The organism is Coprococcus sp. AF51-11b1 (assembly GCF_027682785.1).
GTDB classification, from domain to species: Bacteria; Bacillota; Clostridia; order Lachnospirales; family Lachnospiraceae; genus Allocoprococcus; species Allocoprococcus comes.
The window spans coordinates 156,516-183,239 of record NZ_JAQCZB010000002.1 but is presented as its reverse complement, the minus strand read 5'-3'; the positions used below and the strand labels follow the sequence as shown (position 1 = coordinate 183,239).

General features: G+C 41.5%; 21 protein-coding genes. 4 read left to right on the top strand and 17 right to left on the bottom strand.

Features of this window, described 5'->3' with window-relative positions; translation table 11 throughout:
• Window positions 1-11 precede the first annotated feature (11 nt).
• Entirely contained in the window at window positions 12-1,496 is a 1,485-nt protein-coding gene (locus tag PGY05_RS03305) for a C69 family dipeptidase (protein ID WP_270475353.1), read from the bottom strand.
• Window positions 1,497-1,680: 184 nt separating this feature from the next.
• Here PGY05_RS03305 and PGY05_RS03300 point away from each other — a divergent pair, with 184 nt between their 5' ends.
• Window positions 1,681-4,215, top strand: a complete 2,535-nt coding sequence (locus PGY05_RS03300) for an ATP-binding protein (protein ID WP_270475352.1) — start codon at window positions 1,681-1,683, stop codon at window positions 4,213-4,215.
• Between the two features lie 114 nt (window positions 4,216-4,329).
• Here PGY05_RS03300 and PGY05_RS03295 read toward each other — a convergent pair whose 3' ends face one another.
• The 6 genes from PGY05_RS03295 to PGY05_RS03270 all read right to left on the bottom strand — a co-directional run bounded on the left by PGY05_RS03295 (window position 4,330) and on the right by PGY05_RS03270 (window position 9,111).
• Window positions 4,330-4,833: an NUDIX hydrolase gene (locus PGY05_RS03295; protein WP_270246517.1), complete on the bottom strand. Its 504-nt coding sequence runs from the start codon at window positions 4,831-4,833 to the stop codon at window positions 4,330-4,332.
• 81 nt (window positions 4,834-4,914) lie between these two features.
• Window positions 4,915-5,412 (bottom strand): hypothetical protein, encoded by a 498-nt coding sequence (locus PGY05_RS03290; protein WP_117557271.1) that lies wholly within the window; start codon window positions 5,410-5,412, stop codon window positions 4,915-4,917.
• 21 nt (window positions 5,413-5,433) lie between these two features.
• On the bottom strand, window positions 5,434-6,261 hold the full coding sequence (locus PGY05_RS03285; protein ID WP_270475351.1) for a class C sortase: 828 nt from the start codon (window positions 6,259-6,261) through the stop codon (window positions 5,434-5,436).
• On the bottom strand, window positions 6,258-7,766 hold the full coding sequence (locus tag PGY05_RS03280) for a SpaA isopeptide-forming pilin-related protein (protein WP_270475350.1): 1,509 nt from the start codon (window positions 7,764-7,766) through the stop codon (window positions 6,258-6,260). Before PGY05_RS03280 ends, PGY05_RS03285 begins: the two co-directional genes overlap by 4 nt.
• 275 nt (window positions 7,767-8,041) lie before the next feature.
• Entirely contained in the window at window positions 8,042-8,494 is a 453-nt protein-coding gene (locus PGY05_RS03275) for an AfsR/SARP family transcriptional regulator (RefSeq protein WP_055155495.1), read from the bottom strand.
• Between the two features lie 122 nt (window positions 8,495-8,616).
• Window positions 8,617-9,111 carry an NUDIX hydrolase gene (locus tag PGY05_RS03270; protein WP_270475349.1) on the bottom strand — a complete coding sequence of 165 codons (495 nt, stop codon included), beginning with the start codon at window positions 9,109-9,111 and terminating at the stop codon, window positions 8,617-8,619.
• Between the two features lie 485 nt (window positions 9,112-9,596).
• On the opposite strand from PGY05_RS03270, the gene PGY05_RS03265 reads away from it, so the two are divergent.
• Window positions 9,597-12,470: an HD domain-containing phosphohydrolase gene (locus tag PGY05_RS03265; RefSeq protein WP_270475348.1), complete on the top strand. Its 2,874-nt coding sequence runs from the start codon at window positions 9,597-9,599 to the stop codon at window positions 12,468-12,470.
• Window positions 12,471-12,943: 473 nt separating this feature from the next.
• Window positions 12,944-13,801 (top strand): Rpn family recombination-promoting nuclease/putative transposase, encoded by an 858-nt coding sequence (locus tag PGY05_RS03260; protein ID WP_270475347.1) that lies wholly within the window; start codon window positions 12,944-12,946, stop codon window positions 13,799-13,801.
• Between the two features lie 133 nt (window positions 13,802-13,934).
• Here the strand turns inward: PGY05_RS03260 and PGY05_RS03255 are convergent, their stop codons facing one another.
• Window positions 13,935-15,104, bottom strand: coding sequence for an iron-containing alcohol dehydrogenase (locus PGY05_RS03255; RefSeq protein ID WP_270475346.1), 1,170 nt, complete (start codon window positions 15,102-15,104; stop codon window positions 13,935-13,937).
• A 331-nt stretch (window positions 15,105-15,435) separates the two neighbouring features.
• Between PGY05_RS03255 and thrH the strand changes: the two genes are divergently transcribed.
• Entirely contained in the window at window positions 15,436-16,038 is a 603-nt protein-coding gene (gene thrH, locus PGY05_RS03250) for a bifunctional phosphoserine phosphatase/homoserine phosphotransferase ThrH (protein WP_008368697.1), read from the top strand.
• A 132-nt stretch (window positions 16,039-16,170) separates the two neighbouring features.
• Here thrH and PGY05_RS03245 read toward each other — a convergent pair whose 3' ends face one another.
• The 9 genes from PGY05_RS03245 to PGY05_RS03205 form a co-directional block, all read right to left on the bottom strand.
• Complete coding sequence (locus PGY05_RS03245; RefSeq protein WP_270475345.1) at window positions 16,171-17,862, bottom strand: acyl-CoA dehydratase activase; 1,692 nt, start codon at window positions 17,860-17,862, stop codon at window positions 16,171-16,173.
• Window positions 17,843-19,168, bottom strand: coding sequence for a 2-hydroxyacyl-CoA dehydratase subunit D (locus PGY05_RS03240; protein WP_117836350.1), 1,326 nt, complete (start codon window positions 19,166-19,168; stop codon window positions 17,843-17,845). The genes PGY05_RS03245 and PGY05_RS03240 overlap by 20 nt, the downstream gene beginning before the upstream one ends.
• 383 nt (window positions 19,169-19,551) lie before the next feature.
• Entirely contained in the window at window positions 19,552-20,535 is a 984-nt protein-coding gene (locus PGY05_RS03235; RefSeq protein ID WP_270475344.1) for an SseB family protein, read from the bottom strand.
• A gap of 66 nt (window positions 20,536-20,601) precedes the next feature.
• The gene (locus tag PGY05_RS03230) at window positions 20,602-22,080 is read right to left on the bottom strand and encodes an OmpA family protein (RefSeq protein WP_270475343.1); all 1,479 of its coding nucleotides are present in this window, start codon (window positions 22,078-22,080) and stop codon (window positions 20,602-20,604) included.
• Between the two features lie 162 nt (window positions 22,081-22,242).
• Window positions 22,243-23,028 (bottom strand): hypothetical protein, encoded by a 786-nt coding sequence (locus tag PGY05_RS03225; RefSeq protein WP_055155505.1) that lies wholly within the window; start codon window positions 23,026-23,028, stop codon window positions 22,243-22,245.
• A 61-nt stretch (window positions 23,029-23,089) separates the two neighbouring features.
• Window positions 23,090-24,439 carry a serine/threonine-protein kinase gene (locus tag PGY05_RS03220; protein ID WP_055155506.1) on the bottom strand — a complete coding sequence of 450 codons (1,350 nt, stop codon included), beginning with the start codon at window positions 24,437-24,439 and terminating at the stop codon, window positions 23,090-23,092.
• Between the two features lie 17 nt (window positions 24,440-24,456).
• A complete protein-coding gene (locus PGY05_RS03215) occupies window positions 24,457-25,146 on the bottom strand; it encodes a PP2C family protein-serine/threonine phosphatase (RefSeq protein ID WP_270475342.1) in 690 nt (229 codons plus the stop codon).
• 124 nt (window positions 25,147-25,270) lie between these two features.
• Window positions 25,271-25,561, bottom strand: a complete 291-nt coding sequence (locus PGY05_RS03210) for a DUF4176 domain-containing protein (protein WP_008368726.1) — start codon at window positions 25,559-25,561, stop codon at window positions 25,271-25,273.
• 19 nt (window positions 25,562-25,580) lie between these two features.
• Window positions 25,581-26,717: a WXG100 family type VII secretion target gene (locus tag PGY05_RS03205; protein WP_270475341.1), complete on the bottom strand. Its 1,137-nt coding sequence runs from the start codon at window positions 26,715-26,717 to the stop codon at window positions 25,581-25,583.
• Between the last annotated feature and the right edge of the window lie 7 nt (window positions 26,718-26,724).

Sequence of the window (26,724 nt, the reverse complement as noted above, 5' to 3'; positions counted from 1 at the left end):
TCGTATTTTATTTATGCATCCGATCTCGCATAAGAATTCTTCATCTGATTGCTCAGTTCGTACAAAACCTTAGACAGTGTATCCGAAGTTTCCTTCTTCACCATCTTCGCAATCTCCCGGTTTGCTTCCCGTTTGATCTGCATACGCTTTGCTATATCACTTTCTTTCGTAAGATCGTCATCATACCGGTTTATGATCTGATGTGCCTTTGCCATCACATGTTCCTGGTAACGCTCAATATGGAAAATAGACTTTTTATAAGAAGCATCTGCCATCGCAGCGATCATTCTGCTTGACCAGTAGAAGTTCTCTGTTGAAACTTCCCCTGTCGTATTTGCAAAATATTCCGGTGTTTCATCAATATCTGCATAGAATGGAGCCATTACATTAAATGCATTTGATGCAAATGCCACCCATTCAATTGCGCGGGAATCTTCCGGCTGATCCGGTCTCATCTGGATCAAAGACATAAAATCATTTCGATTGATACCAATGGAGCGATAAGCACCATTCATTGATTTGTCCCCGTAAGCTCCATACGGATCATAAGGTGTTCCCTGATAATGTGAAGACAGAACATATTTTACATCTTCTACTGTAACCTTCTTTTCCGGAACCATACACCACGGAATATCATCGGATACTGGTGTATAATCTGCATCCGGTCCGTCCCAGCTGTATGAATTTGGATTCAGGCAACGTTCCATAAACCAGGCTCTCGGTGTATTGTATACATGATCCGAGTCATCATGGCTTCCAAAAGCATCTCTTGGATTTAAGGTTCCATCCATGGACGGGTTCAGATGATATTTCTCAATGAATTCCTTCATATCCGGAGAACACATATAATTTTTCTGCTCACCAAGTGCATCTTCCAGATCAAATTCATCCATTCCAAGCTGGTTCGGCATCACCACATAAACCTCATCCGGCACTTTTCTGGCAATCCAGTGATGTCCGCCGATTGTTTCCAGCCACCAGATCTCATTTACATCCTCGAATGCAATCCCATTCATCTCATAAGTACCGTATTTCTCGAGAATACTTCCAAGTCTCTGCACGCCTTCTCTTGCGCTGTGGATATAAGGAAGCACGATATATACAATGTCCTCTTCCCCGATTCCACCTGCAATTTCTTCCTGGTCGTCTGACTTCGGCTGATATGTAACCAGCGGATCTGCTCCAAGCACACGTGGATTGGATGTGATCGTTTCGGTTGCCGTCATTCCTACCTGCGCTTCATTTACCCCGCTTGCCGCCCAGATTCCTTCCCCCTTGACTGCGTTCGGCATGGCAGTATAACGCATCGGATTTTCCGGTAATTCTATTTTCACATGCGAAATCACTGATTCATATACCTTCGGCTGATCTTCCGGATGAATCACCACAAATTTTTTCGGCATATAAGCGCCTGACGGTGAATCATCATTCCTTGCGATCATCGTAGAACCGTCATACGATGCCTTTTTTCCAACCAGTATTGTTGTACAAGCCATTTCATTTTCCTCCTGTTATCTCCTGACAAAATCTTTTTCGTCTAATTGAAATTATAGAATCATTCCTTCTTTTTGTAAACCACCAGACAATTTGTTTATATTTCAAATTTTTCGTGGACGAATTCGCAAAAACAAGGTAAAGTAATTTTATAAACTTTACACTTTACTTGAGAGGGACTTCCTTATGAATAATGACAAGGATAATGCAACTTTATATGCTGAGCTGAAAGCCGAACGTTTTATGACAGATCAGATTTCCCTGCTTCATGAAGCAGAGGATCTGGCTGACGGTATCAATTTTATGCTCAAATCGATCGGAGAATTTACAGACGCCGACCGTGCTTATGTATTTGAAACCAGTGAAAATCATACTTCTACCAATACTTATGAGTGGTGCGCCGCAGGAGTCACCCCGCAGATCCGGAATCTGCATGATATTCCTTTTGAAAGCATGCCAAAATGGATCGAGGTTTTTCTTCATGGTGAAAATATTCTGATCGAAGATCTGGAGGCTTACCGTGAATCTATGCCTCTGGAATATGAACTGTTAAAAGTTCAGAACGTTTCTACCCTGATCGCCTTTCCTATTTCTGTACACGAAAAGCTGATTGGTTTCGTTGGCGTAGATAATCCGGATATGGAGAAATCCAGCCTGATCCACCGCCTGCTGTCCCTTCTTGGAAAATATGTCGGAACCATGATCAAAGATCATAAGAATGAGCAGATGCGCCTGGAGGTTGTTGCCTCCAAATCCCGTCTGGATTATCAGCTGGAGATGGACGAAATTCTTCGTGGCGCACAGATCGGTATCTGGACGCTTGAGATGGATGACGTTAAAGCTCCCCGGCTGCACCCAAATCCTACAATGTGTACTCTTCTTGGTGTGTCACAAGAGATGTCTCCTGAAGAAGTTTATCAGTTCTGGTATCACCGGATTCCTCCCAAATACGTAACCCCGGTGCTTGATTATATACAGAAGGTCATTCACGAAAGTTATTCAGAAATCACATACCCATGGAATCATCCGTTACTTGGACAGATCTGGATACGATGTGGCGGTATCCTCTATCCGGATTATCAGGGAAATGGAATATGCATCCGTGGATACCATCAGGATGTCACCCGTAATATCGAAAATGAACGTAAATATCATAACCTGACCGCTGCAACCAGTCAGATTTATCATGCAATTTACCATATCGATCTGATTCAAGACCGGATTGAAAAGCTTGCCGGTGCCAACCAGAACTATACACCGACCGGAGTTGTTACTTCCGCCACTGCGCAGTTAAATGATATCCTTGAGAAAATGGTTGCACCGTCACATCACGAGATCATGCAGTATTTCTTTGATCTGACAACGGTAAATGACCGGCTACACGGAAAGCTTTTTATAAGCCGGGAGTATCCATCTCCACAGGGGATCTGGCGCCGTGCCACCTTTATCGTCCAGAACCGCGACACTGATGACGATGTTACAGAAATTCTTTATGTAACCCAGATCATCGATGATTACAAGCAGAAAGAACTGGCTTACCAGCAGGAGCTGGTTAAGGCGGTCGAATCCGCAAATCAGGCAAATACAGCCAAGACCGACTTCCTCAACCGGATGTCACATGATATCCGCACCCCTCTTAACGGAATTCTTGGAATGCTTGATATTGCACAGAAAAATGAAACAAATCCCAAAGCACTGCTGGAGTGTCATGAGAAAATGCGTACTGCTGCTTTTCACTTAAAAGCTCTTGTCAACGATGTCCTGGATATGCAACGGATGGAAACAGACCGATTCTTCCTTGAACAGATACCATTCGACATCCGCGAGATCCTTGACAATTGCTGGAGTATGCTGGAGGCACAGGCTTCCCGGCTTGATATCACTCTGAAAAAAATAAAACCGGGTAGTTTAAAATATCCTTATCTGATCGGAAGTCCATTACATATCCGTCAGATTTTCATGAATCTTTTAAGCAATGCAATTAAATACAATAAGCCCGGTGGTTCGATCTCTGTACACGCAAAGATCATCAGGCAGGTACATCAGAATGTTATTTACAAATTTATAATTTCTGATACCGGTATCGGTATCAGTCCGGAATTTCAGAAGCATATTTTTGAACCTTTTGCACAGGAAGATACCGGTGCCCGGACGATTTACAAAGGGACCGGGCTCGGTATGGCGATCGTTCACAGACTGGTACAGGAAATGGGCGGTACGATCCAGTTGAAAAGTGAAAAAAATGTCGGCTCAACTTTTACTCTGATCCTGCCATTTACCATTGACGAGCATCAACCTTCCGCCTCTGCGGAAACTGCCACTGATACTCCGGCAGATCTTACGGATCTTCATATTCTTGTTGTAGAGGATAATGAACTGAACCTTGAGATTGCTGTTTTCTCTCTGGAAGCCGCAGGACTTAATGTATCCACAGCCATCAACGGACTGGAAGCCGTCCGGCTTTTTGAAAAATCAAAGCCATATGAATACGACATCATTCTTATGGATATTATGATGCCGGTTATGAATGGTCTGGATGCCGCAAAGGCGATCCGCGGACTTTCCCGCCCTGATGCCACAACGGTTCCAATCATTGCCCTCAGCGCCAATGCTTTTGCGGAAGATATCCAGAAGTCAAAGAATGCCGGAATCAATGAGCATCTCGCAAAGCCACTGGAAATGGATAAGGTGTTGAAAGTGATTGCATCATATTGCAAGTAGCAGAAAGAAACAGATACTCGCTATGTATTGCATATTTTTCAGAGTTTCTGTTTTATAAAAAATCGGATTATCAGGCGATCTGTCATTTCCCCGATAATCCGATTTTTATTTTACTTACATCTCAAATGCTTTCTTTATACTGTCATAATGCAGAAACTTTCCTTCTGCCGCAAATGCCTTAATTTCATCTAATGTTGCAAACATATAACCATCTGTCTCTGCCGCCTGAAGATGGAGATCTTTTTCATCAATATCCATCACAAAACGATACACATCTACGAAATAATTATCTCCTTCCCCCGGATTCTCTCTCTTGTAAGTGAAAAGATAACCTCCGTCTGCCCGGCTTACATCCAGTCCTGTTTCTTCTCTGACTTCTCTTAATACAGCATCGTAAGACGCTTCTCCCGCCTGCGCAGCACCGCCGGATACCTCCCACCAGCCCGGTGCCCAGGCTTTCGTCATTACCCTTTTAGTGATCAGAAATTCCCCGTCCGGTCTTGCTACAACGCCAAGAACAGTAAGGTGATACTCCCCGTTCTTCAGACACCAGTCATTGCGCTTCATCGTTCTTCCTGTTGGTTTCTTATCTGCATCATAAATATCCCATAATTCCATTGTCTGCATCTCCTGTTCTTCTTGTCTGTAGTTTCTTATGTCATTATAATATGTCTTTCAGAACTTCACAATCCTTTATCGTCAGTTTCTCTCTGCCTTCCAATTTTTCCTTACACTCCTTCTCTCTGTAAATCCTACAATATCTTTCAGCAGTATAATCAGTTCAAATCCGCTCCGGTACGGATAATCTCTTCCCCAGATATGCACTATCCCCTGAAAAGATGCGAACTCCCGTCCCATTACTTTTAACCAGAAAACAGCTGCATGCTCCGATTTTTTTACCAACTCCAGTTCCTTTCCCGCTTCAAGATACCGTCTTCTTTTCTGATTTCTTCTGACCTGTGCTTTCCTCAGTAATACACCATTCTGCTCGCAAGTTTCATCCAGATACAGCAAAAGCCCGTCAAATCCTGTGAAATTGATCTGTGCATCCTCTCTTTTGGCATCCTTCCAGTACAGAATATTTCCAGACGGAATCCTCCCTTTTTCCCAGTACATCCGGATAAAGAAAAGCTCCCCGATATGTCTGTTATCATCCAGCGACCGGTCTTCTGTTTTTTCAGCAAATACTGTCTGCATTTTTATCCCCCTCATTTATATTTATCCTCTTCTTTTTTTCTTCCTTTTCCAGCACAAGATCACGCCTGCCACAAACAGATTCAGTCCGATCACAGCGTACCATCCCCGATACGTCTTCTCGCCTGTCCGGATCGGCTCCGCTCTCTCCGTCACCTCACAGCGTACGCCCCGCACCAGAAGCCGTTTGGTATTGATACCGTAAGGCGTACATGTCAGTAATGTGCAGTAATCCTTCTCCTTATCCAGGGCAAGCAGTCCCGTTTCCTCCGGTTCTACAATATCGATCCGATCGATTTGATAGAAAATCGTCTGCCGGAGCACTGTAATTGTAAAATAGTCTCCCACCTTCAGCTTATCCAGATCCGAGAAAAGTTTCGCCCCCGGCAGTCCTCTGTGGGAAGAAAGCACCGCATGTGTTCCCTTTCCGCCTATCGGGAAACTGCTTCCTTCCACATGTCCTGCGCCATTGCAGATTGCAAAATCACCCGTTCCATGGTAAATCGGAAGTTTCAACCGGATTGCCGGAATTTCCAGATATCCCATCACACCGTCAGATGTCATATTCAAAAGTGCTCCATAACTATCAGCATTTTTGTCATTCGGCACTGGGTTATTCTGTTCCAGAAGCATCACATTATACGCTCTTGTCTGTGCGATCATTTCCTCTTCCTTCCTGGCATCCAGCTTCTCCACTGACCTTTCATATCCATCTACCACCCTGCTTTGCCGACCGGCATTCCAGATCTTTCCGACTTTTGGATAGAGCATGACCGCGATTCCCACAAGAAGGATTCCTGTCCATATAAAAAAGAAAAATCTTCCCCTTCGTTCCGGCTCATTCACTATCATACAATTCGTTTTCGTCTTTTTGTATTCAACAGGACAATTCCTGCAACAATTGCAATCAGTACTCCACTGACCGTAAAGATCATTTCACCTGTTCCACCTGTCCCCGGAAGAAGTTTTCCTGATTTATTTACAACAACTTTTACCTTTGCTGCAAAATCTGCATTTGTATAAGTTACTTTTGTCTCAGTCTCACTTTCTGTAACATTTCCGTTTTCATCAAGATATGTACTGGCGTCCGTCCTTGTCGCCCTGATCTTTTCGGCACTTACCAGAAATGACTCCGTCAGCTTGTTATATCCTTCTGGTGCTTTTGTTTCTGTAACTCTGTAATCACCCATCTTCAGACCTTTGATCACCACAGCTCCATCACTTCCGGCTTTCACCTTTCCGGTTCCGGTCTGTCCGCCTTTTACAGTATACACACCGCTTTCTTCTTCTGCCTGAACCGGGAACGGCACTTCAAATTCCACTCCGGTAAGTGCCTCTCCTTTTTCATTGACCTTCTGGATCACAACCGCATAGGTATCTGTTGTTGTAGAGTCCTCTATCGAGCTTTTTCCCGGTTCCTCTGTCGTATAATTCCATGAAAATCTGGCACTGTTCTTATTTCCTTCACCGTCGATCACTGCTTTATCGTTTAACACAGCCGTATAATCAATGGTAATTTTTGCCCCGGTATCATAAAGATTTTTCCAGCCATTTTCTCCTTCATCCGCTGCCCAAGGGATCGTAACCGGGAAAGTTGTATTTTCAAACTGTTCCAGCGGTTCTTCTTCAATCATCACAGATGTGATCTTTGCTGCATCAAATCCGGTCGGAAGAGTATCTTCAATGATGAATTCCTTGATCTGCTTGTCTGCAACATAATTCGAGGTGTTGATCTGTAAACGGAAATGAACTGTTTCACCGATACTGACATTATTTTCCTTTACCTGTTTACCATCGTCAAGTACAATACTTTTCCCTCCGGCATTCCCGTCATTCCCCGGAGTCCACTGCGGCTCCTTACTGTTTTTGTCCACGATCTGCGCGTCTTTTGCGACACTCGTTACCATGATCATACCGCCATCTTTTAAAGTGCTGGTGACATAATAGTAGCCGTATGGAAGACCGGTGATTTTTAATATAGAGCCATCGGATGTTTCACTGCATATCTTTGTTCCATTCTCCTTAATCCATTCAATTGCACCTTCTGAAAGCTGTTCGTTAGAATCTGTTTTATATGCTTCTTTTTTCGCCGATATGTTTCCTACCAAATCTTTCTCAAAATACGGATTATCTACAAAATTTTTTGTACTATACGCTACTGAAGTCCCTTCCGCATTCACTTTTGCATCAAATACTTTATAGATAGAATATACAATCCCTTTTGATGCATTCTCAATCGTAATACTGCCATTACCTCCTGCCCCCGATACACTTTCCTGTGCAAATGCCGTCATCGACATCCCCACGATCGTTACTGCCATTACCAAAACGGATAACAGCCGTCTCAATTGTCTCATTCTTTTTCCTCTCTTTCTTTTTATTTTTGGATCCTTTCCTCATTTTACACATCCATACAACCGATTTCCGTTTCTTTTCCGTCCAAAAACCGTTTCTTTTTCATCCTTTTTTCGTTTCTTTTACAAAATCTTTTGAACCATTCATTTTTTATTCCTTTTACAGCAGACATTCACAATCAAAAAACTGTACAAAGAATGTGTAGTCCAATAAAATCTCTTCAAAAAAATCGGGAGGCTGTCTGATAACAGTCTCCCGATTTTTGCTATATTCCCCATTATTCTTTTTGATTCAACAAAGTTCCCAAAGTGTTTTCCGCCCAGCTGTAATTCGTCATATACACTCCTTTGAACAGCTTTTTATGTTTTTCCTCATCCTCCAGGTAGTCATACAGATCACACTCCACATGCTCTGTGCGGATACGGCTCTCCTGATTTACCCGGTGCAGGACTCTTTCGATTCCGTATGCATTTAACGTTCTCCGAAGTTCTTTTACCACTTTGCGGAATTTATCTTTTATTCTTTTTTCTGTACATTCATCCTCCCATAAATAACTGATCGCATCCCCCGTCGTCACAAATCCTCCTCTTCTGTCAACCAGAAGTGCCAACAGTTCTTTGGCTTTCTTACATGAAAAAGGAATCGTTTCCCCATCCACAAAAATATCAAAATAACCGAATGTGCGGATTACAATCCTTTTCCCTTCCATCTTTGTCAACTCACTATACATTCTCTTTTCCCCCTTCATTTAATGAGAATCTTTATCATCATACACTATCCAAATGAGCAGACTCAACATTCCATGCCAAAACATTACTTTCGTAACTTTTTCACACTATTCGACATTCCACTTTAACACTCTTTTCTTCTGAAATCTTTCATCTCTTTTCCATCTAACGCTGCATATTCCAGAACATCATCTGTGTTATATACAAGCTTTAATGAGAAAAACGGCTGCTTATTTTCAAGGAGTTCAAAAAAGATCCGATCCCCTTCCCACAATTCCAGTTCTCCGATCTTAGACTTTTCTACCCATTCCAGTTCTCCTTCATCACACGCAATCGGCGTTCCTGTAAAACCATCTGCCGTATAAAGCGACATATATTCTACTACATCTTCGCCATATACAAAGGTTACAATCCCACGATATCTCCAGGATGTCAGCGTGTATCCCGTCTCTTCCCATACCTCACGAAGAAGACATTCCTCCGGGCTTTCCCCTTTTTCAAAATGACCGCCTACTCCGATCCACTTGTCTTTATTGATATCATTTTCTTTGACAGTCCGGTGAAGCATCAGATATTTTCCATCCTGTTCAATATAACAAAGTGTGCTTAATTTTACCATTTTACGTTCCCTTTCATACACAAAATATTTTGATGTTTGGGTCAAAAGGTATTTTGACCCCTTTGATACCAGATTGCTACGTGCTTTGCACTCTCGCAATCCTCAAAAACATTCGTAATCCGCTCATTTTTCTTTAAAAAATGGCTACTTACTCATATTTTTGGCGGGTCAAGAGGTCAAAAAACCTCTTGCAAGCAAGCTTGCATCGGCTTTCTGACCTTTTGACCCTGGTATCAATATTTTATGAAAATTATAATCTATCTTCTGGTATTTCTCAACTTCCATGACCTGTCTTTTTCCACCATTCCTCCTTCTCTTTAATTGCAAATATTGTCCGCAAATAGTATAATGATGTTTAAGGATTGTGGGAATTGCGTAGCAATGGAGCAATCCGGTTACATCAGTAAGTGGCAAAATTCACTTTTGACACTCACATCGTATAATATCTTCAAATAGACCAAAATTGTAGATAAGGAGTCTCTGTTTTGACAAAAGAAAACTATAAAATAAGCAAAATCCAGATCGGATTTTACTATCTTCTGATGTTCCTGATACTTATCTGGTTTCTGGTAATACAATTCACAGGAATTAACAATCACAATGCCAGAATCCAATCCAGCGACATCACATATCGTGGTACTTTTACCTGGATTCACTCCGATGGGAGCAAAGAACAGATTGCCATCCCCGGACATTACAATGTTCCTGCAAAAGAAACTATGGTCATTACCACAACACTTCCTGAAAATTATACGCAAAGTTCACTTGCTATACGTTCCTCTCTGCAGGATATCCGTTTCTATATTGACGGAGTGCTTCGCACTGAATACACAACCAAAGACCATCGACTGACTGGGAAAAATTCTGCCAGCTGTTATGTTTTCTGTCCTACTTCAGCAGCAGATGCAGGAAAAGAACTCCGTATTGAGCTGACTACCAATACCTCTAACTATTCCGGTGTAGTCAATGAAATCTATTCCGGAGACAAGAGTGATATCTGGGAATATATTTTTGAATCTTACGGGCTTGAGACTATTATTGCTTTCTTTATCTTGTTCGCCGGTATCATTACCATCCTTTTCAGTATCGCACTCGGAATTGTCTATGACAGAAAATTCGATATGGAATATCTTGGATGGTGCATGACCATGGGAGCTACATGGATGCTCGGCGAATCCAAGCTCAGACAGCTTATAGTTCCGAATCCATCTGCACTGGGGACTTTATGCTTTGTGATGATCATGCTCGTTCCGATCCCGGTACTTTTTTATGCAGATCTCATTCAGCAGGGGCGTTATAAAAAGCCTTACTTTTACCTTAGCTGTGCGGCATTTGGTAACTTTTTGATCTGTCTGGTTCTTCATCTGACTGGCATTGCTGATTTTATTGAAACTCTGCCGGGCGCCCACGTGATTCTTGCAGTCACCTTCTTTCTGGTTTTCCTGACTTTCTGTCTGGATATGCGAAAGAAAGAATACCGGAAAAACAAATTGGTGCTGATTGGCCTGATCATTGCAATGCTTGCCATCGCCATCGAATCCATTTCTACATATTTTGTAGTTTTGATTTCCGGTCTTTTTATTGGTGTCAGCATGTTGATCCTTCTTTTCATTAACATTATCCATACAATAAAGAATGTGCATACCATTGAAATGCATCGTCAAAAAGAGGAGCTTTTGAAACGTAAACGGCAGATGGAAAAAATTTCCTTACAGATGATGCAGACTCTCTCTACAACCATCGAGGCCAAGGACGAATACACCAGAGGGCACTCCCATCGTGTTGCGGAATACTCTGCACTGATTGCGCAGGAAATGGGTTGGAATCGCTCTGAAATCGTCAATCTCCGACATGCAGCTCATCTGCATGATATCGGAAAAGTCGGCATCCCTGATATTATTTTAAACAAGCCATCCAGACTGACAAACGAAGAGTACGCTGTTATTAAGGAACATACGGTTATTGGTGCTGAGATTTTGAAAAATGTTTCGATCATCAATCATGTAACCGAAGTTGCCCGATCTCATCATGAGCGTTATGATGGCCATGGTTATCCGGACGGTCTAAAAGGGGAAGAAATTCCGATCCATGCGCGAATCGTTGCTGTTGCTGACAGCTATGACGCAATGAATTCCCGCCGTATTTACCGTAATTCTCTTCCAAAAGAAACAATTTATGAAGAAATACGCAAAAACAGAGGAACTCAGTTCGATCCGGAAATCGCAGATATTTTTCTCAGACTGATGGATGAGAATCGTCTGACAATCACAGATACTTATCTGGAAATTGATGATGAGCCAGCTCTTCCTGGCATGGAATTTGAAATCAGCAACTTCATTTCCAATGTTATGAATACGATGAAGAGCCAGGAGGAATCAGAAAATTTTGATCTTCTTACCGGACTCCCTATGCGAAATACCGGTCAGAAAATGATCGCACAGCTGATGCAGGAACACAATGGCTGTCTGATCTTTATGGATATGGATAATCTGAAAAAGATAAATGATATCTACGGTCATAAAGCCGGCGACCGTGCACTGAAAGCACTCGGAGCTCTCCTCTCCGAGCATATCGGAAATTCGGTTGGCTGCAGGTTTGGTGGCGATGAATTCCTTCTTTTTGTACCGGATGCCGGTAAAAATGAAATATCCGAGCTTATGGAAACTCTGTTTTCCCGCTTTGATTCTGAGAAGAAAAAAGATTTTGAGATCCGTGTTGCATCCATTTCTGCCGGACTTTGCATGTGTACCAAGGGAGATTCCTTTGACGAGTGTTCTTCCAAAGCAGATAAAGCACTCTATTATGTCAAACAAAACGGAAAACACAACTTCTTTTTCTATCAACAGATGGGCAATACCGTATTCCCGGTTTCCAGCGTAGCAAAAGATCTTTCCCTTGTGGCAAAAGTACTCCGCAACAGCGGAAACTATTCCGGAGCACTTAATCTTAATTACCGTGAATTTTCTAAGATTTATGAGTACATCAACCAACTTGGAGAACGACATAAATACCATTGTTTCCTGGTCATGGTCACAATGGAAACCGCTCCGGATTCTATGATGTATATTGAAAATATTGAACAGGCACTGGAATACATGGAGGAAGCGATCCGTCACAAGATCCGTAGGATTGACGTGTGTACACGGTATAGTGCCATGCAGTATCTGATCATTTTATTTGAATCAGATGAAAGTCAGATTCCAAAAGTTATGGACCGTATTTTCATTCAGTATTATAAACTGTACGATAAACGGGATTTCATTCCGAAGTATGAATATCTTCCGGTGAATGAACACTCGGAGGAAACAAATCCTCAAAACACTTCAGATCACCTTAACCAAGAGATCCATCCAGTATAGAAATTTTACTACCTGAAACTTTTATCTGCTGTGAAATGCAATTTTCCAAACTTATTAAAAAATGAGGAAAACAACCGGTTTTCACTTCGGTGTTTTCCTCATTTTTCTGTATTACTTGTTTATTCTTTTCTTCCTCTGACCTTTCCGGTCAGCAGTGCCACCACGATCACTGCGCCTGCAAATATTGTCTATAGAAATCCCAACGAAATTTTCCGACTGTTTTCGAAATTGCCGTTTCAGCAGACTTATGCTACGATATCCATACGCAAACAAACTTCTTCTTGTTTGCAACCTTATCTATTCAACCCAATCTCATTTTCGGAGCCAGTTTCCGGCAACTTTTTCCGACAATGAATGACAACTGAAAATATCCGGATTGAGATCGCCTCTTTTACATATTCCCGTCATATGTTAATATAATCATATAGCCTTTCTCCTTTCGGAACATTTTTATCTAATGAAAGGAGAAACAAATGAACAAAAGAAAAGAATTCTCAAAACTTAATCTGTTGGACAGATTTTTATTCGATGAAGCAATGGAAGATTCAGAGAATATGAAAACGGTACTGGATATTATTCTGGGGCAGGATATCCCACTTAGATTGCCACCACATTCTGAAAAAGAAATACGGACTTTTCCGGATAACCGGCAGGTCCGATTAGATGTCTATGCATGGGATGACGATGATACTGTGTACGATACAGAAGCGCAGAAGGAAGATACAAAAAATCTTCCCAAACGCAGCCGCTTCTATCAGGCGGTACTGGACAGTAATCTGCTACCGCCTGGAAGCGTTGATTTCAATAAACTAAATCGAGCTTTTATCATTCTGATCATGCCCTTTGATCCATTCGGAAAAGAATTTTACAAGTATACTTTCCGAATGAAATGCGAAGAATGTCCAGATCTTGATCTGCAAGATGATGCAACACGTATTTTTCTGAACTGCCATGGCACGCATCCTGAAATGGTATCACCGGAACTGATAGAGTTACTTCATTACATGGAAAAATCAACGAATGAGGTCGCGGGTTCGTGCACAAGCCAGAAGATTAAATTGCTCCATCAGAAAGTCTGTCAGATCAGGTCGAACAAGAAAATGGAGGCGAAGTTCATGCGGGCATGGGAAGAAAGAGAAATAGAACGGCAAAAAGCCTTTGCTGAGGGTGAGGAAGCTGGAATCGAGACGGGAAAAACTCAAGGAAAAAATGACCTTTTAAAAAGTCAGGTAAAAAAGAAACTTGAAAAAAATTATTCCAAAGAACAAATCGCAGATATGCTGGAAGAAGATGTCGCAACCATTGAAGCAATTATTAACGAATTACAATAGCTAAATGCTGGCCAGAAAGAGAAAAACTATCACTGATATCTTTTCCTGCATACCAGATCACGACAGCAAGAGATCCCTGCACCATTTACGGCACAGGGATCCCTTTAATCTCTTTCAGTTCCATTCCAATTAGCTAGAAGCACTCCAGAAATATTTCCAGAATCTCCTCATGTGTCATCTTCTTATAACTTCCATCCACCAGATAACAAGAATCCGCAATTTCTTTCAGATCCTCTTTTTTCTCCACGCCTACTTCCCGAAGTGTTGTCGGAAGTCCGATCTCTCTGATAAAATTAGCCAATGCCTCTACGCCAGCTTCAGCCATCTCTTCATCGGTACGTCCATTTCTCGGAATTTTCCATACATTTTCCGCAAACCGGGTAAATTTCTTTGCGCCTGCCTGACAGATATGTCGATAATAAACCGGATGCAGCACAGCAAGTCCACATCCATGACTGCAGTTGATATAAGCACTGATCTGATGCTCCATCTGATGGCATTCAAAATCACATTTTTTGCCGAGCTTGATGATCCGGTTCTCCGCCATGGTAGACAGCCACATCAGATTACTTCTTGCTGTATAATCCTCCGGATTTACCAATGCCGCACGAAGACTTGTTATCACGCCGCGCATCAGAGCTTCCGAAATATCATCTGATACGTTATCCTCGTCCGGCTCACTGAAATAAGTCTCCATAACGTGAGACAGGATATCAAAGCTTCCTGCCACCATCTGTTTTGTCGGAACAGTATAAGTGTAAGTCGGATCCATTAATGCAAATTCCGGATTGCATTTCGGATAATCCCGGTCTGTCTTGATCATGACCTCTTCATTGGTAATAACTGCTCCCCCGTTGCACTCGCTGCCTGTTCCGGACGCTGTTACGATCACGCCAAGTGGCATCGGTTCAAAATCCACAACACCCTTCTTCGCCCAGTACTCATCCCACACATCTTTCTCGCTGACCGCTGCCATGGAAATTGCCTTGCTACAGTCCATAACCGAGCCGCCACCGACTGCAAGGATCCAGTCCACCTGTTTTTCCTTTACCAGCTTTGTGCCTTCAAGCACCTTCTTATAAGTCGGATTTTCCATGATCCCCGGAAATTCAATGATCGTTTTCCCAGCTTTTTCAAGTGCCGCTATGACTTCCTCATAAACTCCATTTTTCTTGATCGAGCCGCCGCCATAGGCAAGCAGAACTTTATCCCCATGCACCGCAGCGATTTTCGGCAGATACTCGCCGACACATCCTTTCCCGAAATATACTTTCGTTTTATTTTCAAAAATAAAGTTATTCATCCTTTTTCTCCTTTATGTAATTTAAACAAAATATGTTTCGACAGATTTTCTTTTTTCAATGATCCATTCCGAAACATCCCTCTTTTGCCACAGATACTTATATTATAGTCCCTGAAAAAATTTATCGTCAATATCCTTCCAGTTTGCACACATTCCAAAATGGAACCCGCACTTTTCCCGGCTGACTTCTTTACATGGTTTTCCATACCATCATGTAGTTTATACAGGTTTCTCTCCCACAATTTTTAATCAATTACAAAAAAGAATGCAAAATAAACAGATATATGGTATGATAGAAAGCAAAAAACAGAAAGTACAGGAGGGTTAACATATGTATATTACTTGTCTGGATGTCGAAGGAGTACTTGTACCGGAAATCTGGGTTGCATTTGCAGAAGCAAGTGGAATTCCGGAACTGAAAAGAACCACAAGAGATGAACCTGATTATAACAAACTGATGCGTTGGAGACTGGATACTTTAAAAGCGCATGGTCTCGGGATCAAAGAAATTCAGGAAACAATTTCCAAGATTGATCCGCTTCCGGGCGCAAAAGACTTCCTGGATGAGCTACGTTCCTTCACCCAGGTAATCCTTCTTAGTGATACCTTCACCGAATTTGCAATGCCGCTCATGGAAAAGCTTGGTCATCCGACGCTTTTCTGCAACAGTCTGGAAATTGCAGAAAACGGCGAGATCACAGACTTCAAGATGCGTGTGGAAAATTCCAAACTAACAACCGTAAAGGCACTGCAATCCATCGGATTTGAAACGATTGCAAGTGGGGATTCTTACAACGATCTGGGTATGATCCAGGCAAGTAAGGCAGGATTTTTATTCCGTTCAACCGACAAGATCAAAGCGGATTATCCGCAGATCCCGGCATATGAAACCTATGAAGAGCTGCTTGGCGCAATTAAAGATGCAATGAAATAAAAGATAATTGCATATTGCATGGCGATATGCGTAAAAAACCTTACCGGTTTTCAGTTTTTACATCTGAAAATTGGTAAGGTTTCTCTTTTTTATGCAATATAAAATAATGTCCGGTGATTACAAACACAACCTCTACACACTGCACTTCTCATATGCAAACAATGCAGCTCCAAGCGCACCACAAAGCTGTGCCTCGTCGCAAATATACAATTTCGCATCCAGCTTTTCTTCCAGTGCTTTGATGATTCCAGGATTCTTTGCCACTCCGCCTGTCATCATATATTCTCCCGGATTCTTTTTTCCAAGACGTGCCGCCAGTGCTCCTACTTTCGAAGCAACCGACACATTCAGACCATGGATGATATCTGCCACATCTTTATTCTGAGCCACAAGTGATACCACCTCTGACTCTGCGAACACCGTACACATACTGGAAATCACAATATTTTCCTTCCATTCCAATCCTTTTGTACTCATCTCTTCAAGAGAAAGTCCCAAAGTCCGTGCCATCATTTCCAGAAACCTTCCGGTTCCTGCCGCACATTTGTCATTCATCAGGAAATTCTTTACTGCACCATTTTCATCGATGCTGATCGCCTTGATATCCTGTCCGCCGATATCGATCACCGTCCGCACATTCGGGTTCAGGTAATGCGCACCTTTGGCATGACAGGTGATCTCTGTAATACTGTCATCCCCGCTTTCAATATAAGCACGTCCATATCCTGTCGTGACAATTCTAACGATTTCTTCTTTCTTAATTCCTGCCTTCTCTACAGCAAGATCCAGACTTTTCTCCGCACTCATCATCGCTCCGCCGCCTGTCGGAATGATCATCGTAGATTTAATTTTTCCGTCCTGATCCAGAATCACAACGTCTGTACTTGTAGAGCCACTGTCGATCCCTGCTACATAATATATTCCTGACTCCATCTTTTTTCTTGCCTCCTCACTGATTCCTTTTCCCGGATCCATATCTTCCGATCCTTCAATCGTCTCTGCAAATGCTTGGATTCTCGTCAGTAACTGTCCAGCGCTCTGACTTGTAAAATCCGTCTCGATTTTCAGAATCGGTACTTTAATATTCTTTTTAATGCTCGCATATTCAAATCCATAATAATCACAGAATTTGATCGTATGATAAATAATTCCCTTCAGGTTTGGATCCAGATACAGCTGATTTCTCCGAGTGTTGTTATTCATTCGGAAACATGGGATCTGGCAAAGCAGGGCATCCGCATAAGCCAGAAACATTTTTTCTTCATCCATCTGTCTCATCTGCTCCGGAACAACTGCAAGCTCTCTTCCACCGGTGCAGGTAAGATTGTCCACGTCCATCTGAATATTATCCCGGATCATTTTTTCAAGAATACCCGTTACACGCACACCCATCAGACCAATGTATGGCTTCATTTCTGTCTCATTTTCTGTAAATGAATTTAAAAATGCTTCCTTATCAATTGTTTTTCCGGAAAATTTTTCGTATGCTTTTTTCAGGCGCATGATTGCCTGTGCATACTTTACCTTCTCACATTCATTATCTTCATGCGGAAGGTCCAGCATATATAAAAATTTGCATTTTCCGGTGCTCTCTACAATATCATAAACTCTCCGCGCAGAATCACAGCAGTTCACAAGTACAAGCTGCTTGACCTTTCCTTCCAGAACTGCCTGAATCACCGATTTCCCAAAGCCGCACAGATTTGCGTGTGCGATCTGATCCGACATTTCAAAGTTCTCCGGCATTTCCTCCAGTACGGCACACTCTTCTCCAAATGCATTCAATAACTCTACCGGCGTATATTTACAGACATAATGTATCATCTGACCCAGCCCCCTTTCCGTGATTTGCGGCATATTTTTCTGCTTTATTTACCTTCAGCATCTCCATATAAGCCTGAAGTCTTGTAGAAATCTGTCCATCACTGCTGTTTGCCGGATTACATCCATCTCCATCAAGGATCATGGTTGGGATCCCTGCTTCCTCAAGCGATTCTTTGATCAGGCTGGAAGCTCCGATCGTACCTTTGCATCCCCAATGTGTAAAAAGGATTCCTCCATCCACATTTGTCTGCGCCGCAAGCTCTTTTGCCTTCTGGATTCTCTGCTTGACGCTTCCATTGTAAATGCAGTTCACCATCTTTTCTGCCATGGACTCATACGGATCTTCATAATGTGTCTTCTGAAATCCGTCTGCCACAAAGTCACAGGCACTGATATGAATCTGGTCACTGTAATTGAAAATATCCTTTACCGGTTCCTGCAAAAATGGCATCATATGCATCCAGAGAATATGCAGACCTTCGCTCTTCGGTGCCTTTTTCACATCTTCCAGAAGCAATTTCGTGTACTTGACTGCCTCCTGCGAACCCGCCATGAGGTGGCACATGAAAATCGCGTACAGCTCATTGGTCAGGCTCGTGACCGGATCATGTTCTTTGCGCAGTGCCAGCTGTTCATGATAATATGCGGCTGCCTGGTTACTGTTATTGACCGCCTGCCGTACTGCCTCTTCGGAAATCTTCTTTCCAGTAACATCTTCTAAAAATGCTTTCAACTCCCGGAGCTGATCTGCCACATATTTTACAGAATCTTCGTTCTTGTCATATGGTACATCTATAAAAAATCCCGGAAGCATATTTTTCTGCTTCAGATACGGAAAGGTCATCATATTGCTGTCACATGCCAGATTTGTGTAGATCATACATTTTGGCTTTGGCACAAGTCCGGATAGTGCCGCTCCAAGGAAAACTCTGTGATAGGAGCACATCGTTTCCGGAAATCCCTCTTCTTCTGTTTTTCTCAAAAATGTCTGCTCACATCTTGTTCCCGCGATAAAGCAGGACATTGCTTCTACCGAATACGGAGTCAGCCCTGCCGCCGTCAAAAGCTCTCCTGGAACAAAGATGCTGACCATCGCTGAATTTTCAGGCTTTGAAAGTGCCTGGATGATATTTTTCATAACAATTCTTGCTACATACTGTCCCGACTTGGGCAGCTTTTTATCTGAAAAAAAGAGCAGTCGTTTCTCCTGAAGTCGGTATCCTGTAAGAAGAAGCCTGCGCGCCTTCCCGGGATCCTCCAGAGACATACTGCTCACTGCGTTACCAAATTTTTGTATAATGTCCATTATAGAATTCCTCTCTGTTTTGCCTTTACTTGCTGTCTGATATATTATAGCAGTTGTGTCGGGAAAGTAAAGAGGAATCTATTGACTTCAACGGAACCAATGGAACGTACTTTTTTCAAGATATAATATCTGCTCTTCTATCTCTTACTCAAATTTAATAGCTATCTCAAGAAATTTTCATTGATTCATTATAAGCCTGATGATAAATAGCCAACTTTATATTTTGAAAAGACAACTTTCCCACCGAATAGCCAGTTTTTCACTCTCAATAGACAACTTTTTCCAATAAATTATTCTAATTCATAAAGCATCGAATTTCAGAAGTAAAAAACCTTACCGATCTTCAGTTTTTACTTCTGAATATCAGTAAGGTTTCTTTGCAACTATCTCGTATACATAGTTTCTTCTTCTTCGTCATCGCCACCAGGATTTATCGTGCCGAGCTGATTCCAGTCCAAAATAACAGAATCAGTAAACGCATTGATGACAAGACCTGTTAATGCATATTGTGATCTCTTTGCCATATCCATCACATCAGAAAAGCGTAACTCTCTTTGAGAAAATTTCTTTCCATATTCTTTCATTTCCGCTCTACTTGTAAACACTGGAAGATAATATCTTTCTCCATTTTTCAGAATATCTAGCTGATTTTTTTCACTAATGTATGGAACCCATACTTTGCTGTTCTTCAAAGTCTCTATCATATCATTTTCTGCAGACCAGCTTTTTTCTTTTTTATAAATGTTCAGTGTTTCCTCCAGACTTTTAGGGCTGTCAGCTGATACAAAATCATTATTTTTTTCCGCCTGCTGCCAGGTGCTTCCATTATTAGCAGTTTCGGATGTGTGAATTTCTGTATATGTGTTGTTCTGTGTTGTTCCGGCTGTACTATTCCCAGTATGGTTTAACTGATTGCTTCCACCTGATATTTCCTGATACTGTTTCCATTTTTTATCAATCCGGATCGCACCGACTAAAGCAAGTAAAAAGGCTATAGCCCCAATACCTATCGTCCCGCCTAATACAAGTACCAGAACTATATAGACCAATTCTGTTATAGCAAGAATATACGCCATTTTTGTTGTTTCCTTTTTTAGCAGAAGAATTCCCATAACAATATCAAAAATCATAAACAACATATTAAGCTTTACTGCCCATAGCCGGCTCATATCATCATAACTTCCACCAGCCTGAAATACGCTTTCCGCTGTCTTTCCTATCTCTGAACAAATCAATATCCCTGATCCAATAGATACCACACCAGCCCAGGTAAAAAAAGAACGTATCTTTTTAAAATTAGGCAAAGCTGTAAATTCTTCCTTTGTAAGTCCCTTCGGAAGTGTATTAAGATCAATTTTTTCCGCCATTCTTATCTTCTCCTTATGTGTCTGCTCTTATTTCCTATTATATTATTTTATGTTTGATTTTTATCATTACTCTGTCTTCAAGACATATCTGACTTCTACACGTCTTGATGCTGCAGCGTCTTCTTTTCCTTCTCCATCCAGAATCAGATTATTTGCTCCATTACCGACAACCTCGATAGCATTCGTAAGTTCCGGATAACCTGCTTTAATATAATCTGCAACAGTCTTTGCTCTTTCCTCAGAGAGTTTTAAATTGTAAGCCTCGTCTCCTGCTGAATCGGTATAGCCCTCCACTACGATTGTCGATACCTTTCCATCTTCTATCGCACTGGATATTACCGGTACATAGGCTGCAAGGAATTGATCCAGATAAGCCTTTCCCTCTTCTGACAAATCTGCCTTATCCCATGCAAAAAGCACATTATTATCCATCTGTACTGTTCCCGTCGACTCGTCTATCTTCGTAGAATCAAGTCCCTGCTCTTTGAAGGCTCCCATGAGTCCGCTTGAGACTGCTGTCTGGTTTTCTTTTAACTCTCCCAGCTCATCTTCACTCATACTGCTCACATCAGCATCTGTCTCTAAATTATCACTTAATTCACCATTCCAATATGCAGTGGAATCATAAACATAAGGATACCATTTTCCATCAACACAGATGGACAAGCCTCCATCCATTCCTCCATTTGGTCGGTTAGTAATCAGGAAAATCCCTGTGATTTTTCCACCTTCGCCTTCTTCAGATTCTCCAAGATCATAATTGTAACGATAGGTACTATCCCAGGTAAGAGTAAACCGATTACCGTCAATCTTTGTTGTTACATTCTCACCCCTTCTGCCATCTGACCACTCAATCGAAGAATCATAACCTTCTTCCGTACTCAAAATCAGGTGAACAATCCCATCATATCCGGAAGTAGAATTTTTGGCATATCCCCATTCATAAAGTCCTTCATTCTTTTTTTCCGCATTAAGTATGTCAAAGGCTCTAAGTCTTGTACTTTTTCCATCCTTAGACAAAATCAGATCCAAGCCATCGAAGCCATAAGAATATTCAATCCAGTCTTTGCGATCCTGTACGTAATACGCTACCGGCTTAGTGTCATCCGCTTCATCAGTAATCATGGCTTCCAATCCCATATAGACTTTGTTTCCAACAACTTCATAGGCAAATTGGAAGCTATTATTTGTCGAATAGGAATATTCTCCGTCTTCAGAATATTTTTCTCTATCGATATATCTGGCTTGTATATGATCATATTGCCAATATTCATGCAGTACGCTAATCTGCTGGTCTGTCAACCCCACCTCTTCTTTTAATTCTTTATCTGTTTTTCCACCGATTCGATAATCCAGAAAATCGGTATCTGCCTGTAGCTCCATCGGAAAGACCTGTACCTCATATTCTTCTGAGTCTTCAAGCTGCAAAGTCATATAATCATAATCATCTGCATGATCATCCAAATCGGAATCATCTTTATACATTTCTTCATTCCGATAGGTCCCGTAAAGCATATAAGCCTGCGGATCTGATCCTAAATCCACCAGCTCTGCATTTTTAGTTTGCTTACTACCACTACTATTACTACTATTACTGTCACTACTATACTTAATGCCAGCTCCACATGCTGTAAACACCATTGTGGACATCAAAAGGCTAAACACTACACAAAACTTTTTCATACCTTTCTTTTTTTCCCCTTCACCTTACTCCGTATATACACTAAAGAACTGATCCGCCTGATCTACTACATTCAGATCTACTCCAATTATATTGACAGCTAACATATACTGTGAATCCTGCTCATTCACCAAAAACACAGTCACACCATAATACGAAACATCATAGTTCTTAAATGTATATTGTGCCGCATAATGTTTCTCACCCAAAAATGTGATTTCTTCCACATTATTTTGAAATTCAGTAACCTGTGCATCTTCTCCCATCAATTTTTTAGCATCCTCCTCAGTCATCACTGAATTTTCCGCTATTTTCTTTTCTTCATCCCATGTAGCTGTTTTATCTAAAACCGCTGCATTTTGAATGTTCAGTTCAATATATGTATTCCCATCCTCTGCCGAAAAAACTACCGCACTTCCCATCGAAATTAAAGATTTTAAATAATCATAAGTGCCTTCTGAATTAGAAGATTCTACAATGTCCGCATCGTTTAGTGCGACATTGTTTCTATTTTCCAATGTATAAGTATCCGGGAGATTAATTGCAAATCCAAAGGAAGGATTTTCATATCCCTGGGATACATAGCGCCCAATCATATCATCACTTATTTTATCCTCTTTATCGGCAGAATCTGCCTCTGAATCATCACTTTTATCTGCTTCTTTTTTTGCAGATCCCATCAATCCGCTATCTGATTTGGACGATGTATCGTCAGTTGTCATCTTAATTCCACCGCCGCATCCTGTTAATCCAGATAAACACAGACAACCTGCCATAACAAGTGCAAAAATTTTAACCTTTCGATTCCTCATACTCTCTCTTCCTTTCTTTTCCTGTTTCTCTTATGATTGGACAACTTTCCAGCCACTTTAATTAAATATCTTCATTTACAAGAAGTAACAGCCCCGGTATAAGTCCGATCATAGTAGCCGCTATCTTTAATCCGTCGCTGATTGGCTCTCGTCTGTCTATTCTGTTTAGAATTTTCTTTCTGATAGGAATACACCATAACAAAGCAATTCCAAACGTACAGATTCCCATTATAACTGTGCAGATATTTAAAACCTTCTTTATCGTTTTAAGTTCTTGCTCATCCGGATAAGCTCCTTCTAAAACAGCAGGTCCTTCTTCTATATTCCTTTTCTCTTCAGTGACATGTACAGAACTCCACTCATCCTCATCATCTAAATTCTTTCCATTCTCCTTACCATCTTCTGCTGAAATCCATCCTCCCAGCAGCCCGCCTTCATCATCCGGCAGTTTCGGTTTTCCGGGTGGTTCAGGCTTCGGCAGTTCTGGTATACTTCCACCTGATTGTAATACCTCCAACGCCTGGTACATTTCTCTGGCAGAAGAGAATCTGTCTTTTGGTGCATATGCACAAGCTTTCAAAACGATATTCTGTAAATCCCTGCTTCCATATTTAGGTCGTGGCAAAGGATCCCCTTTTTCTCTCCTTGCCTGTGCCAGTTCAATTTCATCATGAGTTGGTAAATGATCCGCATCGATAAACGGACGCTTACGGTTATTCAGCATCCAGTAAAGCACCAGTCCAAGACTGTAAATATCTACCTCTTTTCCGTATTCTTCTCTTTTAATCACTTCCGGCGCCATATAACGCTCTGATCCTACTGTCGTTGCCTGGGTTGTATGATCCATAGTTCTGGCAATTCCGAAATCACCTAATTTATAATCGCCAAATTCCGATACCATAATATTTTCCGGCTTAATATCTCTATGTACGATATTTTTAGAATCACAAAGCATCAGCGCCGAACAGATATCTTTTCCGACTTTTATAACCATTTCCTCAGGAATAATTCCTGCATACTGTTTGATCAATGTAGTCAATGGGGTCAGCAGTTCCATACGGATAAAAACATCCCATCCAATTCCATCTTTATGCGGTTTTGCTTCAAAATCATCGCAACTGACAATATTGGTCTGCCCTTTAAATGCCAGCATGATCTGATACTCATCTACGTATCTGTGAAGCATATTTTTATACTTATTTCTTACACTGACAAGATCATATCCATCTGTAAAATCAGCTTCAATGTCTTCTTCATTTTTTGGGAAAGAAATCACCTTTACAGCAGCATCTTCCATGACACCCGCCGAATTCCGCTGTGCCAGATACACACTGCCATAACCGCCTCGTCCCAGCCTTTTTACAATCTTCCATCCCTGCCAGGGCAGAGCTGGATATCTCTCCTCATCCATTTACATCTCCTGTAATTCTATCTGTTTATTTCCAAAACAATTGCTGTAATATTGTCCTTACCGCCTGCATCTAACGCTGCTGTGAGAATTGCATCGACACACTTCGCCGTACTTTGCGTTTGCTGCATCATGGTTTCCAGAAAATCTACCGGCACCATGTCACTCACGCCATCGCTACAGATAAGAAAACGATCTCCCCTTTTCGTCTGCAGGCAATCCATATAGGGAAGTACGCGCACTTCCTCCGGATTCATTCCCATATACTGGGTCAAATAAGGCTTTCGTCCCTGAATACCGTTTTCTTTCATATAGGCTTCATCTGTCTGATCTTCGGAAATCTGCCGAAGCTTCCCATCTCGCAGGAGAAAACATCTGCTATCCCCCACATTTACAGTCCAAACCTGGTTTCCTGTAAAATAAAGTCCTGCCAAAGTAGATCCCATCATCTCCGCATCCAAACGAAGGGTTTCCTTAAATATCCTGTCATTTACATGCGTACACATTTTTTCCAGATAGCCTTTTTTACCTGCAATATCATCTGCTTCTCCTGCATTCAAGTATTCCTCTGTTGCCTTTGCACCCATATAGGAAGCAATCTCGCCATATTCTCCGCCTCCCATGCCATCAAAAACAGCAAAGAATCTGTCCTTTTTTAGCGGAAAATTTTTCTCTAAAATACTTCCGAGTCCATTGTTACAGCTTGCCATATAGCGTCCCGCAAAGAAAAAATTGTCCTCGTTATTTTTTCTTCGCTTTCCTATATGACAGCTACAGGCAGCGGAGATTCTCATTATGCTCCGATTACGTGCCAAATAAATGTCGCTGATCATACTATGAATCACTTTCTTTCTCAGCATCGTTTTCATCTGTTTCTTCTAATGCAGTTCGAAAAACCTGCATTTCTGCATCTACAAAACCTACGAAAGATACATTTTCGATATCCTCCTGCATAAAGAGAAACATGGTTTCCGAATCGATATAACCCTCCGGATAGGGAATTGCGATATAATCGTAGGTTTTTTCATCTCCCTCCATTTCAACCTCAATGCCAATTGTCATTAACTTCTTTGTTGCACCTTTTAAGGTTACAACGCTTCCATTTGGTAGTAATTGCTTTGCCATTTTATTTTCCTTTCTCGTCCTAACCAACGGCCAGATCTGCTATAGTATTGCCAAGTTTTCCTGCTGACTTTATAGATTTAATCGTACCTGTGACGACGTCATATCCAAAATTAGCTACAGAGTTGGGGTCTATATTAAGTATAGTCTTAATAATTCCATCTTTGCTGAGATATTTAAGATCATTGTCGATAACGTCATCCATGTGAATTTCTCCCCATACCTTTGACGTTTCTGCGGTGTCGCTTGTTATAGTTTGAAGCTTACCAAAAGATTTTCCAAGTTTATCTACACCATTTAAGAAAGAAACAACATCCAATCCTGTGTAAGCCCAACTGCCCATTTTTTCTCCCAGCTTCTCATCTCCAAAGAGGATTTCTCCTGTCTCTCCACCTTTTTTTACAAGAAAATCCTTTAATGCATTTGTATTACCAACCTTGTTATAGTCACCGGTATAGGTGTATGTTGCATCCATCATGCCATTATAAATATCATTGCAGGCACTTAAAGTAATACAAGCAGCTACAGGAAGTGCTGCACCACCGGAGCCTGCTACCAGAGCTACCGCACCGGCAATTTTGACAACACCTGCACCAACTTTTACAGCAGATTTTCCATATTGAAGTGCCTTATAAACAAATCCTTTTTCATCATAGGATTTTTTTATTTTTGCAACAGTCTTCTTTCCTTTTTTTACAATTGCTTTCGACACTCCTGCCATATCTGCTTTCAAAGAATCCAAAAAACCGTCTTTTTTCTTTTTACTTTTTGCTTTTACTTTTTTAGATTTCTTTTCCCATTTCCTGTAATCCTCTATGACATCAGTCATCCCCTGTACCTGTCCGGAAATAATCCCCTCACCAGCTTCTCCTCCGAACACCTTAAAAAGAGACTGGTCTACCGACTGCATGGTTGTAGCACTGTTTTTCGCTGCTGCCGCCCCACTGGCAAGAAGCTCTGTAATACTTGCAAAGCTTTGCTGGGCGCTGCTTATTTTCCCTGCAAAATTATGTGCTAACAGTTCACTCCAATTATTGTTGGTGTCATTCAGAGTACCCGTAACCTTCGAAAACAGGGATTCATATTCTGCTGTCAGGCTCTGCATTTCACCAGCCTGCGCCAACAGGGTTTCTGGATCTAATATAATTCTGGATGCCATTCTTCTC

Bases quoted from the DNA above. Each gene is read 5' to 3' on its own strand.
- PGY05_RS03235 (WP_270475344.1), bottom strand. From the start codon at position 20,535: ATGGCGGAAAAAATTGATCTTAATACACTTCCGAAGGGACTTACAAAG.
- PGY05_RS03290 (WP_117557271.1), bottom strand. From the start codon at position 5,412: ATGCAGACAGTATTTGCTGAAAAAACAGAAGACCGGTCGCTGGATGAT.
- PGY05_RS03205 (WP_270475341.1), bottom strand. From the start codon at position 26,717: ATGGCATCCAGAATTATATTAGATCCAGAAACCCTGTTGGCGCAGGCT.
- thrH (WP_008368697.1), top strand. From the start codon at position 15,436: ATGTATATTACTTGTCTGGATGTCGAAGGAGTACTTGTACCGGAAATC.
- PGY05_RS03275 (WP_055155495.1), bottom strand. From the start codon at position 8,494: ATGTATAGTGAGTTGACAAAGATGGAAGGGAAAAGGATTGTAATCCGC.
- PGY05_RS03225 (WP_055155505.1), bottom strand. From the start codon at position 23,028: ATGAGGAATCGAAAGGTTAAAATTTTTGCACTTGTTATGGCAGGTTGT.
- PGY05_RS03210 (WP_008368726.1), bottom strand. From the start codon at position 25,561: ATGGCAAAGCAATTACTACCAAATGGAAGCGTTGTAACCTTAAAAGGT.
- PGY05_RS03260 (WP_270475347.1), top strand. From the start codon at position 12,944: ATGAACAAAAGAAAAGAATTCTCAAAACTTAATCTGTTGGACAGATTT.
- PGY05_RS03295 (WP_270246517.1), bottom strand. From the start codon at position 4,833: ATGGAATTATGGGATATTTATGATGCAGATAAGAAACCAACAGGAAGA.
- PGY05_RS03285 (WP_270475351.1), bottom strand. From the start codon at position 6,261: ATGATAGTGAATGAGCCGGAACGAAGGGGAAGATTTTTCTTTTTTATA.
- PGY05_RS03240 (WP_117836350.1), bottom strand. From the start codon at position 19,168: ATGGACATTATACAAAAATTTGGTAACGCAGTGAGCAGTATGTCTCTG.
- PGY05_RS03280 (WP_270475350.1), bottom strand. From the start codon at position 7,766: ATGAGACAATTGAGACGGCTGTTATCCGTTTTGGTAATGGCAGTAACG.
- PGY05_RS03300 (WP_270475352.1), top strand. From the start codon at position 1,681: ATGAATAATGACAAGGATAATGCAACTTTATATGCTGAGCTGAAAGCC.
- PGY05_RS03255 (WP_270475346.1), bottom strand. From the start codon at position 15,104: ATGAATAACTTTATTTTTGAAAATAAAACGAAAGTATATTTCGGGAAA.
- PGY05_RS03270 (WP_270475349.1), bottom strand. From the start codon at position 9,111: ATGGTAAAATTAAGCACACTTTGTTATATTGAACAGGATGGAAAATAT.
- PGY05_RS03305 (WP_270475353.1), bottom strand. From the start codon at position 1,496: ATGGCTTGTACAACAATACTGGTTGGAAAAAAGGCATCGTATGACGGT.
- PGY05_RS03220 (WP_055155506.1), bottom strand. From the start codon at position 24,439: ATGGATGAGGAGAGATATCCAGCTCTGCCCTGGCAGGGATGGAAGATT.
- PGY05_RS03215 (WP_270475342.1), bottom strand. From the start codon at position 25,146: ATGGCAAGCTGTAACAATGGACTCGGAAGTATTTTAGAGAAAAATTTT.
- PGY05_RS03245 (WP_270475345.1), bottom strand. From the start codon at position 17,862: ATGATACATTATGTCTGTAAATATACGCCGGTAGAGTTATTGAATGCA.